Genomic DNA, 12,489 nt, shown 5'->3' with positions numbered 1-12,489 from the left:
ATGACCCGCCTCTCCAATCAGTCCCGCGGCAAGCATGGCCGCCGCGGGCCTCAAGCATGTCCCGGACTAGGAGAACATGCCGGTGAGGTAATCATTCAGCCGCTTATCCTTGGGCCGTTGGAAAATCTCGTCGGTCTCGTCGTACTCGACCATATCGCCCATGTAGAAAAACGCCGTGCGGTTGGACACGCGCGACGCCTGCTCCATGTTGTGCGTCACGATGACGATGGCGCGATCGGCAACAATCGATGACATCAGGTCCTCGATTGCCAGCGTCGAGATAGGGTCGAGCGCCGAGCAGGGCTCGTCAAACAGAATCACATCGGGATTGAGCGCCAGCGTGCGCGCAATGCACAGGCGTTGCTGCTGGCCGCCCGAAAGCGCGTAGGCGCTCTTGTCGAGCTTGTCCTTGACCTCGTCCCACAGCGCCGCGCCGCGCAGGCTTTCCTCGACCATGCGATCGAGCTCGTCGCGGTCAGTAATGCCGTGGCGTTTGGGCGCAAACGTGATGTTGTCGCGAATGGACTTGCGGAAAGGGTTGGGCTGCTGAAACACCATGCCAATGGAGCGACGCAGCTCGTAGGTGTTCTCGGTCTTGGTGTTCACGTTGCGCCCGCGGTAGTTGATCTCGCCCTCCACACGGCAGCCGCGAATCTCGCGATTCATAAGGTTGAGGCTGCGCAAAAAGGTCGACTTACCGCAGCCCGAAGGCCCGATGAGCGCCGTGATCTCGCCCTTGTGAAAGTCGAGCGACGTATCGTGCAGCGCATGGTGGTCGCCATAGTACACGTTGACATCCTTGGTGGAAAGCACGACCTCGTCGCTCACGGCTTTGCCGCTTACGCGCACGCGCTTCTCGCTCTCCCCCACGCTCGACAAAAAGTCCTGGGTCTCGGACGCGGCCGCCTCGGTTGCGGGCGTTGCATTTATCTCGCTCATTCGGCCGTCATCCTCCTTGCCAGTTGCTTGCCCACGATACGGGCGACTACGTTAAACAGCAGCACGCAGATCATCAGCAGTGCCGCGGTGCCCCAAACAATCTGCTGTGCCTCGGGGCTGCCCTCGCCGTAGATCTTATAGATGTGCACGGCGAGCGACTCACCGGGGCGGAACACGTTCCAGGCGCAAGTGGGACTCGACAGGTTAAAGCTCAAGAAGTTCAGACGCACCGGCGAGCTCATGCCCGAGGTAAAGAGCAGCGCCGCGGCCTCGCCAAACACGCGGCCGGCCGAAAGCACGATACCGGTCACGATGGCGGGCATGGCCTCGGGGATCAGGATGTGCAGCGTGGCCTCCCAACGGGTGAGGCCCATGGCCAGGCACGCATCGCGCTGGGCCTGCGGCACGTCCTCGAGCGCCTGCTGGATCACGCGCACCAGGATGGGGATGTTGAACATGGTGAGCGCGACGGCGCCGGAGATGATGGAGTACTTCCAGCCCAGCTGCACCGAGAACACCAGAAAGCCGAACATGCCGACGACGATGGAAGGCAGCGAGGACAGCGTCTCGATGGCGGTGGAGGCGATGTCGCGGATGGGTCCGTCCGGCGCGTACTCAACCAGGAAAACCGCGCCGCCCAAGCTGATGGGCACCGAGATACCTAGGGTGATCAGCAGCAGATAGAACGAGTCGAACAGCTGATAGAGCACGCCGCCCTGGGTTCCGTTGGCGCGCGCGGGCTGCGTGAGAAATCCCGGCTGGAACAGCGTCGAGATGCCCTCGAACAGAATATAGGCCACCATGGAGACGACGATGAGCATGACGATGGCGACGATTGCCGTCAGCACGCCCGTGGCGATACGGTCCTGCTTTTGGACGCGCCTGAGTCTCGCCTCGTCGATATGAATGCGCGTGCTAGCCACGAGCCTTCGCCCCCTTGCGGCCGATAAGGTGGATGATCAGGATAAAGATGAGGCTCATGCCCATCAGCAGCAGACCGAGCGCCCACAGGACGTCGTCTTGGGCCGAGCCCTCGGCATAGACCGCCATAGACGTGGTGAGCGTGGTGGTGATGGTGGAGGCCGGCGACAGCAGCGACGTCGGCATGGCCTCGATACCGCCGATAACCATGCGCACGGCGAGCGTCTCGCCAAAGGCGCGGGTCATGCCGAGGATGACCGCGGTCATGAGCGACGGCATGGCGGATTTGAGCACCACGTGCCAGATGGTCTGCCAGCGGGTGTAGCCCAGCGCGAGCGAACCCTGACGGTAGCTATCGGGCACGGCACGCAGGCCATCGACCGAAAGGGTGGTCATCGTCGGCAAGATCATGACGGCCAGCACAATGGCGCCGGGCAAGATGCCCAGGCCCGTGCTCACGTGGAAAACGCTCTTCATAAGACCGACGACCACGTGAAAGCCGACCAGGCCAAAGACGACCGAGGGAATGCCGGTCAAAAGCTCAATAAGCGGCTGAAACACCTTGGAGCCAAACTTAGGGCTAATCTCGACCGCAAAGATGGCAGAGCCGATGGCGATGGGCAGCGCGATAAGCGTGGAGAGCACCATGACCGCAAACGAGGTGACGATCAGGGGCAGGGCGCCGGTATAGGGCAGGCCGTTTTTGGCCGTGTTGGCCAGGTCCCACTTGGTGCCGGTAAAGAACTCGACGACCGAAACGCCGTCCTTGAGAAAAGCCGAGAGGCCCTTTTGGGCGACCATAAAGATGAGCGCGGCAACGACAAGCGTCACGAGCGCTACGCACGCGCCCGTGACGCCCAGGCCCACGTTCTCAAGGTCGCGCTTTGGCAGCTGTTTTGCCATTGCAAACCTTTCCGGGGCGATTACTTATTTAGCGGAGACCTTGCCACTGGCGTCCTTGACGACCTTCATGGCAGAGACAGGGATAAAGCCCTGTTCCTCGACGAGTTTGCCCTGGACGTCGTCGGAAAGCATGAACTCCAAGAAGGCCTTGGTGGCATCGTCGGCGTCCTTTGCGCAGTACATGTGCTCGGTCGCCCAGATCTTAAAGGAGTCGTCGGTGACGTTTGCGCTCTTGGGCTCCACGCCCTCGACCTTGATGGCGTTGAACTTGGAGTCGTCGAAGTGCGAGAAGTCGAGGTAGGAGATGGCGTTGTCGGTGCTGGCCATCTGAGTCTGGACGTCGCCGGACTTGTCGAGCTCGGCGTCGCCCTTAAAGTCGACGGCCTCGTCACCAAAGACGGCGGCCTCGAAGGTGGCGCGGGTGCCGGAGCCGGCCTTGCGGTTGAGAACGACGATGGTGGCGTCGTCGCCGCCGACCTCCTTCCAGTTGGTGATCTGGCCGGAGAAGATGCCCTTGAGCTGCTCGAGGGACAAGTCGTCGACCTTCACGTTCTTGGAGACGACGGGACCCATGCCCACGACGGCGACCTCGTGGTCGACGAGGTTCTTGACCTGGTCGGCCTCGAGCTTGGTCTCGGCGAAGACGTCGGAGTTACCGATGGTAACGGTACCGGCGGCAACGGCGGTCAGGCCCTTGCCCGAACCGTTGCCCGAGCCAGAGACGGAGACGTCCGGGTTGGCGTCCATGAACTTCTCGGCAGCGGCCTCGACGAGAGCCTGGAACGAGGAGGCGCCGTCGTAGGTCACCTCGCCGGAGACGAACTCGGCAGCGGCGCTGCCCTTGTCGGCGGCGTTGGAAGCGCCTGCGCCGCCGCAACCAACGAGGCCGAGGCCCACGAAGCTGGCAAGACCACCAGCGAGGCCGAGGAACTGACGACGAGAATAAGCCTGATCGAGCATAATCTTCCTTTCATACATGCGACTCGCGGGCACCCTGCCCGCTTTGCTGTTTGGAAAGATACTGCCTCGATCGGGCGGCGCCCGCGCCAACTGCGGTTTCTTACGGGCATTTGATAAACCCTTACCGCAAGCGCGACTCGGCTTTACAGACGAATAACAAACCCGCCCCCAAGCATGGCCCGCCTTTTACACCAATAAAAACAAAGTTGCGGTGAAATAGTTCCTGCTTGGCCATCAAATGGCCCATTCTAGGAACTATTCCATCGCAACTTAGATTAGGAAACCGCGTAACCTTAAAGCTCTAATTCATTCAAACGGAGGATCGCAACAATATAGATCTTGAGCGCCTGCTTGAGCTGTTCCTCGTTGGCGCACTCGTTGGGGCCGTGCATCTGGCCGCCCCATGCGGGCAGCTCCAGGCCGGTTTCCTCGGGGCCAAACGACACGGCGCGGGCAAAGTTGCGTGCGTACGTGCCGCCGCCCATGGCAAAGGGCTCGGCATGCTTGCCCGTAAACTCGTTATAGGTATCAATAAGCGCCTTCACGGCCGGATCGTCGGCGGACACCGAGAACGGCACCTTTGCACGACCCACACGGCACGTCACGCCAAAGCGGCCCACGAGCGGCTCGAGCTGCTCGCAGATGGTATCGGCGCTTGTGCTGTCGGGGAAACGTACGTCGATGACCTGCTCAATATGGCCATCCATCACACGGATAACACCGGGGTTGCACGTGAGCGGGCCAAACGCCGGGCTCGTCGCGTCGATACCCAGGCCGTGACCATAGGCATCCGCATGTACAAAGGTCAGAAACTTGACAAACTCGTGCTCGGCGGGCGTCAGCAGGCGCTCGTCGCGTGCACCAAACGCGTCCTCGGCCTCGCGCAGATACGCCACGATGAGGCCGACGGCATTGATCGTTCCCTCGGGCATCGAAGCGTGGCCGCCAATACCGTGGGCGAAAATCTGCGCATGCCCGTTATCGAGCGCCGTGATCTCCAGGCGGTCGGCGTTCTCAACGGGCGCCGGCAGCTCATCGGCGGCAATCGCGAGCTCGCAGATAGACTGCGACGGAATGGCGTTGCTCGCCTCGGCACCGCTCCACGATACGATGCGCCCGCCGTCGATCTTGGAGCTCACAAACGTCGCCCCAAACTGGCCCTTCTCGGCATTGCAGACCGGGAACTCGGCATCGGGCGTAAACAAAAAGTCGGGGTCTGCATGGTTCTCCAGATAATGGTGAACGTCGGACATGCCCACTTCCTCATCGCAGCCCAGCAGCGCGCGGAAGGTATAGCGCGGCACAATGCCGTGCTTGATCAGGTAGGCACCGGCGTAGAGCGACAACACGGCCGGGCCCTTGTCGTCGATCACGCCACGACCGAGCAGCCAGCCCTCGCGGCGCTCCATCGCAAACGGGTCGGTGTTCCAACCGGGACCGGCGGGCACCACATCCACATGGCAGATGGTCGCAAGCTGCTTATCGCCGCGGCCGGGAATGTCGGCGATGCCCACATAGCCCTCGTCGTCGCTCGTCTGGTAGCCGAGCTTTTGCGCAATGCCGAGCGCGCAATCGAGCGCATCACGGACCGGGCGGCCAAACGGCGCACCGGGCTCCGCATGGGCAGCAACGGCCACGGACGGATAGCTCACCAGCTGCTCGATATCGGCAACGACATCTTCCCAGATCTCGTCGACATACTCGGTAACGCTCTGCTCCACCTGATTCATGGACGTCCTCCTTACCAATGAGCGACGGCCACACCCGCCCCTCGCATAACGTCATTAGATGGCGAAAAGTTTAGCAAGCTCGGCCACCGAGTGCACCACTGCATCGGCGCCCGCCGCCTCGTGCTCGCCCGGCACCGCCGCGCCCGAATAGATGCCAATGCACGGCACGCCCCTTGCGTGCGCGCCCTCCACATCGTTAAAGCGATCGCCGATCATCACGGCATCGTCCGCCGTCGCGCCGAGCGCCGCCAGGGCATCGCGAACCGAATCGGCCTTGGTCTCGCGCCCCTGCGGCGGATTCATACCGACCACCGCCTCAAACTGCGAAAGCCCCAGCTCGCCCACCATGTCGATGCACTTTGCCTCCATGCGCGACGTCGCCACGGCCAAGTGATGCCCCTGGGCGGCCAGGCCATCGAGCAGTTCGGGAATTCCATCGAACACGGGGTACTCTTCCGGTCCCAGCTCATCAAAAAAGGCACGGTACTCGTCGGCCACCACAAGCGACTCCTCGCGCGAGAAGCCGTAAAAGTCGTGGAAGCTCTTCCACAACGGAGGCCCGATCATGCGGCGCAGGTCACCCATCTGCGCCTCAGAAAACCCGCGCGCAGCCAGCGTTTTACGCGTCGAGGTCATCACCGCCCGGCCCGTATCGGCCACCGTGCCGTCAAAATCAAACAGCACGACCGGCCGCTTGCATATCTCCAGAGCCTCCATCGACATCCCTCTTCCCCAGTTGAAGATTTCCACACCGACACTTCAAACTGTTGACTATTCAACAATTGAACCTAGCAATGTGGAGCGACTCTACTATACTTGTCGCACTTTGCTCTCAGAAGGCGGCGCGCAAGCGCCCCAACGAAAGGTGCAATTATGTCTTTTGCCATCATAACCGACTCCACGTCGGACATCTCCCCCGCCCGCGCCCAAGAGCTCGGCATTTACGTGATTCCACTTCATGTGATTATCGAAGGCGAAGACTTGCTCGACCAGGTGCAGGCCAGCTCACGCAGATGCTCAATATTCGCCTGACCGTTTCGCCGGGGTGGAAATCGGGCGAGATCAAGGCGATCAAAAAGGGTCGTGGCGCCAAGCGCATCGTCGCCAACCAATCCCTATTCCACCGCAACTTAGAAGCAGTTCATTTGGGACGGGGCCAAAAAGACTGATATCAAACGTTTCAGACCAGTCTTTTTAGCCCCGTCCCATTTTACCTACCCTACATCAGCCCGCTCAGGACAATATCGACGGCCTCGTTGAGGTCATCGGTGATGTGGACGAGGTCTGGATCGAGTGGGCTGATCATGCCGGCATCCATCACCGGGCCGTTGAGCCAGTCGAACAGGCCCTGCCAGTATTCGCTGCCCACCAAAACAAGCGGCATGCGCTTGACCTTGTGCGTCTGCACCAGCGTGAGCACCTCAAACATCTCGTCGAGCGTACCAAAACCACCGGGAAACACGATGGCGCCCGAGCTGTATTTGACAAACATGGTCTTGCGCACAAAGAAGTAACGGAAGTCCATGCCGAGGTTCACGTATTTGTTGAGCCCATGCTCGTGCGGAAGCTCAATACCCAAGCCGACCGACTTGCCGTTGGCGCTCGCCGCTCCCCTGTTGGCCGCCTCCATAATGCCAGGACCACCGCCGGTGATAACCGCCACCCCGCGCTGCGCGATCTTGCGGCCGACCGTGCGCGCCGCCTTGTAGAGCGGATCGGTCTTGGGCGTACGGGCACTGCCGAAGATGGTCACCGCGGGCCCGAGCTCGGCAAGCGCGCCGAAGCCATCGACAAACTCGGCCTGAATGCGCAGCACACGCCACGGGTCGGCGTGCAACCAGTCAGTCGAGTCCTCGGGCGCCAGCAGGTTGGCGTAGGTGTTGTCCTTAGGAATCATAGGGCCGCGCATAACCACGGGGCCGCGTCGGTACGTCTCGTCGTAGGCCGGCTCGCCCTCGACGTTCTCATTCTTAATCATGGGATACTCCTATCGAAAATAGAAACGGGCGGGGTCGACGCCATACGTCAAACACCCGCCCGAACATCAACCATTCGGTATGTACCCACGATGCATCAAGCGCTTGCAAGGCATCGGTCAGAGGTCGTGCAACCGATGCCGACGCATGCGATGCCCGGCGCCGGCTACGCACGGTCGATTGGCACGTAGCCTCGACACCGCGCGAGCGCCCCCGTAAGCGCACCCGCAGCTCTTAGTAATCCACTGCCGCGGGGCTGTTCATCCAGTCGCTCACGAACGCACCGTAACGGCCCTCGATAATGGCCTGGCGGGCACGCTGCATAAGGTTGAGCAGGTAGTAGATGTTGTGCATCGAAAGCAAAATGCCGCCGAGCATCTCCTTCTGCGTGACCATGTGGCGAATGAGCGCACGGCTGTAACCGCCCGTGCACACCGGGCAGGTACAGGTGGGATCGATGGGGCCGTCGTCGTGCGCAAAGCGGGCGTTGCGGAAGTTAAGGCGACCCTCGCTCGAAAACGCCGTCCCCATGCGGCCGGTGCGCGTCGGCAGCACGCAGTCGAACATGTCGATGCCCACGCCTACACCACGCACGAGCGTCGTCGGGTTGCCGACGCCCATCAGGTAGCGCGGCTTATGTTTGGGCATGTACTCGCTCGCGAGCGGTGCCAGCGTCTCAAACATGGTCTCGTGGTCCTCGCCCACCGAGTAGCCGCCAATGCCGTAACCGGGGAAGTCACCGCACTCCTCCAGATGGCGCAGCGAACGCAGGCGCAGGTCCAGATGCATGCCACCCTGAACGATGCCAAAGAGCGCCTGGTCGTCGCGGGTATGAGCTTTATAGCAGCGCTCGGCCCACATGCTCGACAGCTCAACGGCGCGCTCAACGTAGGCGCGCGTGGCGGGATAGCCCGGGCACTGGTCGAGCTGCATGCAGATGTCGGAGCCGAGCTTCATGGCGATTTCCATGTTGTCCTCGGGCGTCCAGAACACGTGGCGGCCGTCGTAGTCGTTGACGATAAAGCGCACGCCCTCGTCGGTGAGCTTGACGGCGTCGTTGTGGCTGAACACCTGGAAACCGCCGGAATCAGTGAGGATGGGGCCATGCCAGTTCATAAACTTGTGCAGACCACCCAACTCGGCGATGGTGTCCTCGCCGGGACGCATGGACAGGTGATAGGTATTGGCGAGCACGATCTGGGCGCCGAGCTGCTTGACAGTCTCGGCAGGGATGCCCTTGACGTTTGCCTTGGTGCCCACGGGCATAAAGATCGGCGTCTCGATGTCGCCGTGCGGAGTGTGCAGCACGCCGGCACGCGCATGCGTCGTCGGATCCTCGGCGATCAGGTCGAATTTAAATAGGCTCTGGTCCATAAACTGGAACTCCTTGGTTGCGGTTCATACGCAAACCATTATAAAGACCGCGGCAGGCGAACGGCATAACGTCTTTCGGAGAAGGGAATGTCAAGCGCAAACTGAATATAGCGGCCGTATTTTTGCTATCCAAGCGAGCCATCGAACACGTTTTGAAACTTTGCTGCGGCGCGCGGGATGCCGGCGCGAGACTTTATCATAGGGTGACAAACAACGATGAGGAGCACATGCCTATGACAGACGAGCTGGACCCCCAGACTCAGCAGCATATTGATGATTCCGCAGACGTCACCGACGACTGCAGCACTCCTACCTGCGTCGCCGCTTCCGTCGATGCATCCGCCGATGATGCGCACGCCGGTGCGGATAAGGCAACAGACACAGGCGATACTGTCGAGCATGACGAAGGCGAGCAACCGGAGTCGAACGACGCCGAGCCCGACGCGGACCCCGCGCCACAGGCGGCAGGACCCATCGAGGTATCTTCGGAAGAAGAGCTCGATGCCGTCATGGACTCCATGATGGATGCCGTCAAAGCGATGAAAGACGCCGTGGCCGACGCCGATGTGGACGCCGAAGAAGAGAAGGCCGCCGAGGCCGCATCGACCTTCGTGCCTGGCGAGACCCCCGTTGCCGACCAAGGCAGCACCGTACCTTCGTTCTTACAGCTCGAGCACCCTACAATTGGCGCAGATGCAGTTGACCCGCACACTGCCGGCTTTTCCGTGATCGAGGGCGGCACCGGCAATATCGCCACGTCGCAGGCGTCCGATGCGGGTACGGCCGACGCCGGTCACCCGACCGCTCCACACGCCCCTGCAGCCAGCCGCGATCTGGGAACCGCCGTCTCAAATACAGCAAACGCCGTAGGCACTTTTATCGCCCAGGGCGCCTCTGCCATGCGCGAGATGAACGCCGCAAAGAAGGCGCTCGCGGACGCTCGTGCCCACCTGGCCGAACTTGAGCAGCGCATCGCCGATCAAGGCGAGGAGCTCGAGACGCGCCAGGATATCGCAGGGCGTTACGACCAGATTGTCGCCGACCAGCGCCAGGCAATCGCCACGGCTCAAAAGACCGCTGCGGCGGCAGAAATCGGCCGCGATACCCATGCCGCCAAGACAACAGAGCTCAAAGCGCAGCTCGAACAAATAAAAGAAGAGGACGACGCCACCGAGCGGCGTCTCAAAGCCGCACTCGATGCCGTCGAAGCGCGCGAAGCCAGCTCGCGCGAGACCGGTAACCGCCTCGTACGACGTCTCGAGGATTCCAAGCGCATCCGCGACAAGGTACAGGCCGAGCGCGACGCCGGCATTGCGGCCGCACAACAAACCGTCAACGCCACGCGCGCCCAGCTCGAGACGCTGCGCCGTGAGTATGCCGAGCTGCAGCGCAATCCCTCGGCAAATCCTGCCAACTATACGGTGCGCACCAGCGAGCTTTCGATGCAGATCTCCGACACGGCTGATGCCCTGCGTAAAGCCGAGGAAGATGTCCCGCGCATCACCGCCGATCTTGAGCACTCGCTCGCAGCCGCCGAGCACGCCGTCGAGCAGGCGCAAGCCCCCATCGCCGACGCCAAGCGCGCCCATCAGGCCGTGACGGCCGAGGCCGATGCCGCGCGCGACGAGCTGCAGACCGCAAAGGCGGCCGCTGCAACGCGCCAGCGCGAATTACGCGAGAAGATCGTCACCGAGGACAAAGCGCGTCAAGAGCAAGAGCAGGCTATCGCCAATGCCCAGGCGGACGTCGCGCATGCGCAGTCGATCATCGAGCAGGCGACCGAGGTGCACAACCACCCCGAGATCACCGAATCGCTCGCGGGCTCCCTGGCTCGCGATAAGGACGAGCGTGCCGAAACCGAGCGCGAAGTGGCTCAGCTCGAAGCCGCCGAGAACGACGTGCGCGAGCGCACCCGTGACTCACGCGTCAAATTCACCGGCGCAATCGTCTGCATTGTCACCGTAATCCTCGTGATCGTCCTGATCTGGCTGTTCGCGAGCAAGTAAACCAGCTGCCAAAAAACACTCACCGCAACGTTTTGATTGGTGCAAAGGGGCCAGGCTTCTTTGCACCAACTTGGTGCATATAAAGCAGTCCCCATTGCACCAACAACGTTTGACCAGATAAAACCTGCCAAAATAAACCTGTCCCTTTTTGGCAGGTTGAACCACGGCAACGCCAATGTTTTGGCGAAGTCAGCGAAAACCCGCCAGAACGGCAATCTCTTGACAACCAAAGAAATGCCGATGTTTTGCCAGCGACAGCGAGCGGGTCGCATTTGAGGCAAGGTGACGTGAAACGAAAGGGCGCTGACCTTCTGGTCGCGCCCTTGAAGTTGAACGTCAGATTGTCCAAATGCGGCCCGCGCAGCGTCGAGCAGTTACGCGGTTCGTAGAACCGCGTAACTAACAAATGAGCATGGCGTCGCCAAAGCTGAAGAAGCGGTAGCGCTGCTCGATAGCGGCGGCGTAGGCATCCATGATCTGGTCGCGGCTAGCAAGTGCGCTCACGAGCATCATGAGTGTGGAGCGCGGAACATGGAAGTTAGTGATCAGCGCGTCGACCACGTGATAGGTCGAGCCGGGCATGAGGTAGAGCTGCGTCGTCGCGTTCTCGCGCGCCACGATGTCACCACGGCCGAGCGTGTCGGCCCCGTCCTTACGGCCCTCAAAATAGCGCGCCGTCACAGCCGGATCGGACACCGGCGCGTCCGCGTCAAACGCACTCTCGAGCGAGCGGACTGCGGTGGTACCGACAGCAATCACGCGATGCCCCTCGGCCTTAGCCTTATGCACGGCGTCGACAACCTCCTGCGACACGTGATAGCGCTCGGTGTGCATCACGTGCTGCGTGGGGTCGTCCTCCTCCACTAGGCGGAAGGTATCGATGCCCACCTCGAGCTCGACAGCGGCAAACTTCGCACCCTTGGCCTCGATAGCGGCCATGAGCTCGGGCGTGAAGTGCAGGCCCGCCGTGGGAGCGGCAGCTGAGTGCTCCTCCTTCATGGCGTAGACGGTCTGGTACTTCTCGGGATCGCCCTCGTAATCGGTAATGTAGGGCGGCAGCGGCACGTGGCCGGCAGCATGGATGGCCTCATCGAGCGTACGCGGCTCGCCGGCGGCATTGCAACCGGCCGGCTCAAAACGCACCAGGCGGCCGCCGCGGCTATCGGTGACAAAGTCGACGACCTCGGCCGTCAGCACCACGGGAGCACCCTCGGGCGCATGGGCACCACCGGCGCGATACTCAATCTGAGCGCCGGGCTTTAAGCGCTTGCCCGGCTTGACCAAGCACTCCCAAACATGACCCAGCGGATCCACGTCCTCGCGGCGCTTGAGCAGCAGCGTTTCGACCACGCCGCCCGAGCCTGTCTTGCGACCGATAAGGCGGGCCGGCATCACGCGCGTCTGGTTGATGACGAGCACGTCACCCGGCTCGATATAGTCGATGATGTCGCAAAAGATGCGGTGCTCAACGGTACCGCCATGCTCCAGTGGCGTTCCCGCCTGGGAGCCCCTGCGATCCACCACCAGTAGGCGGCAGGAGTCGCGCGGCTCGGCAGGAGCCTGGGCAATCAGTTCCTCAGGAAGGTTGTAGTCAAAATCATCGGTACGCATAGACACGTCGAATACTCCTTATATAGCTAAAATCCGCTCTACATCCTAGCAGGCTGCCAGCCCAAAAGA

At 61.6% G+C, this 12,489-nt stretch carries 11 protein-coding genes; 2 read left to right on the top strand and 9 right to left on the bottom strand.

Going from position 1 to position 12,489, the window contains the following annotated elements:
• Positions 1–66: 66 nt before the first annotated feature.
• The 6 genes from pstB to ACTQ1S_RS00640 form a co-directional block, all read right to left on the bottom strand.
• Complete coding sequence (pstB, locus tag ACTQ1S_RS00665; RefSeq protein ID WP_427719562.1) at positions 67–939, bottom strand: phosphate ABC transporter ATP-binding protein PstB; 873 nt, start codon at positions 937–939, stop codon at positions 67–69.
• Positions 936–1,862: a phosphate ABC transporter permease PstA gene (gene pstA, locus ACTQ1S_RS00660; protein WP_427795763.1), complete on the bottom strand. Its 927-nt coding sequence runs from the start codon at positions 1,860–1,862 to the stop codon at positions 936–938. Before pstA ends, pstB begins: the two co-directional genes overlap by 4 nt.
• Positions 1,855–2,763 (bottom strand): phosphate ABC transporter permease subunit PstC, encoded by a 909-nt coding sequence (pstC, locus tag ACTQ1S_RS00655; protein WP_427795762.1) that lies wholly within the window; start codon positions 2,761–2,763, stop codon positions 1,855–1,857. Before pstC ends, pstA begins: the two co-directional genes overlap by 8 nt.
• A 24-nt stretch (positions 2,764–2,787) precedes the next feature.
• Positions 2,788–3,723, bottom strand: a complete 936-nt coding sequence (locus tag ACTQ1S_RS00650) for a phosphate ABC transporter substrate-binding protein (protein ID WP_441083250.1) — start codon at positions 3,721–3,723, stop codon at positions 2,788–2,790.
• 293 nt (positions 3,724–4,016) lie between these two features.
• Positions 4,017–5,453, bottom strand: coding sequence for a M20 family metallopeptidase (locus ACTQ1S_RS00645; protein ID WP_427719569.1), 1,437 nt, complete (start codon positions 5,451–5,453; stop codon positions 4,017–4,019).
• A gap of 54 nt (positions 5,454–5,507) precedes the next feature.
• Positions 5,508–6,176 carry an HAD hydrolase-like protein gene (locus ACTQ1S_RS00640; RefSeq protein ID WP_441546807.1) on the bottom strand — a complete coding sequence of 223 codons (669 nt, stop codon included), beginning with the start codon at positions 6,174–6,176 and terminating at the stop codon, positions 5,508–5,510.
• Positions 6,177–6,326: 150 nt separating this feature from the next.
• Between ACTQ1S_RS00640 and ACTQ1S_RS00635 the strand changes: the two genes are divergently transcribed.
• Complete coding sequence (locus tag ACTQ1S_RS00635) at positions 6,327–6,485, top strand: DegV family protein (RefSeq protein ID WP_427719572.1); 159 nt, start codon at positions 6,327–6,329, stop codon at positions 6,483–6,485.
• Positions 6,486–6,672: 187 nt separating this feature from the next.
• Here the strand turns inward: ACTQ1S_RS00635 and ACTQ1S_RS00630 are convergent, their stop codons facing one another.
• Positions 6,673–7,431, bottom strand: a complete 759-nt coding sequence (locus tag ACTQ1S_RS00630; protein ID WP_154515782.1) for a TIGR00730 family Rossman fold protein — start codon at positions 7,429–7,431, stop codon at positions 6,673–6,675.
• Between the two features lie 232 nt (positions 7,432–7,663).
• Positions 7,664–8,803 (bottom strand): tRNA guanosine(34) transglycosylase Tgt, encoded by a 1,140-nt coding sequence (gene tgt / locus ACTQ1S_RS00625; protein ID WP_441014862.1) that lies wholly within the window; start codon positions 8,801–8,803, stop codon positions 7,664–7,666.
• A gap of 233 nt (positions 8,804–9,036) precedes the next feature.
• Here tgt and ACTQ1S_RS00620 point away from each other — a divergent pair, with 233 nt between their 5' ends.
• Positions 9,037–10,809: a hypothetical protein gene (locus ACTQ1S_RS00620; RefSeq protein ID WP_441546806.1), complete on the top strand. Its 1,773-nt coding sequence runs from the start codon at positions 9,037–9,039 to the stop codon at positions 10,807–10,809.
• Positions 10,810–11,208: 399 nt separating this feature from the next.
• Here ACTQ1S_RS00620 and queA read toward each other — a convergent pair whose 3' ends face one another.
• Positions 11,209–12,420 carry a tRNA preQ1(34) S-adenosylmethionine ribosyltransferase-isomerase QueA gene (gene queA / locus ACTQ1S_RS00615; RefSeq protein ID WP_441546863.1) on the bottom strand — a complete coding sequence of 404 codons (1,212 nt, stop codon included), beginning with the start codon at positions 12,418–12,420 and terminating at the stop codon, positions 11,209–11,211.
• Positions 12,421–12,489 lie beyond the last annotated feature (69 nt).

Source organism: Collinsella sp. LCP21S3_D3 (assembly GCF_052118305.1).
Lineage (GTDB): Bacteria > Actinomycetota > Coriobacteriia > Coriobacteriales > Coriobacteriaceae > Collinsella.
This window is presented reverse-complemented; position numbering and strand designations above follow the sequence as displayed.

What these genes read in the sequence shown, in the direction of transcription:
- pstB (WP_427719562.1), bottom strand. Translation starts at nt 939, where the DNA reads ATGAGCGAGATAAATGCAACGCCCGCAACCGAGGCGGCCGCGTCCGAG.
- pstC (WP_427795762.1), bottom strand. Translation starts at nt 2,763, where the DNA reads ATGGCAAAACAGCTGCCAAAGCGCGACCTTGAGAACGTGGGCCTGGGC.
- ACTQ1S_RS00650 (WP_441083250.1), bottom strand. Translation starts at nt 3,723, where the DNA reads ATGCTCGATCAGGCTTATTCTCGTCGTCAGTTCCTCGGCCTCGCTGGT.
- ACTQ1S_RS00645 (WP_427719569.1), bottom strand. Translation starts at nt 5,453, where the DNA reads ATGAATCAGGTGGAGCAGAGCGTTACCGAGTATGTCGACGAGATCTGG.
- ACTQ1S_RS00640 (WP_441546807.1), bottom strand. Translation starts at nt 6,176, where the DNA reads ATGTCGATGGAGGCTCTGGAGATATGCAAGCGGCCGGTCGTGCTGTTT.
- ACTQ1S_RS00635 (WP_427719572.1), top strand. Translation starts at nt 6,327, where the DNA reads ATGTCTTTTGCCATCATAACCGACTCCACGTCGGACATCTCCCCCGCC.
- ACTQ1S_RS00630 (WP_154515782.1), bottom strand. Translation starts at nt 7,431, where the DNA reads ATGATTAAGAATGAGAACGTCGAGGGCGAGCCGGCCTACGACGAGACG.
- tgt (WP_441014862.1), bottom strand. Translation starts at nt 8,803, where the DNA reads ATGGACCAGAGCCTATTTAAATTCGACCTGATCGCCGAGGATCCGACG.
- ACTQ1S_RS00620 (WP_441546806.1), top strand. Translation starts at nt 9,037, where the DNA reads ATGACAGACGAGCTGGACCCCCAGACTCAGCAGCATATTGATGATTCC.
- queA (WP_441546863.1), bottom strand. Translation starts at nt 12,420, where the DNA reads ATGCGTACCGATGATTTTGACTACAACCTTCCTGAGGAACTGATTGCC.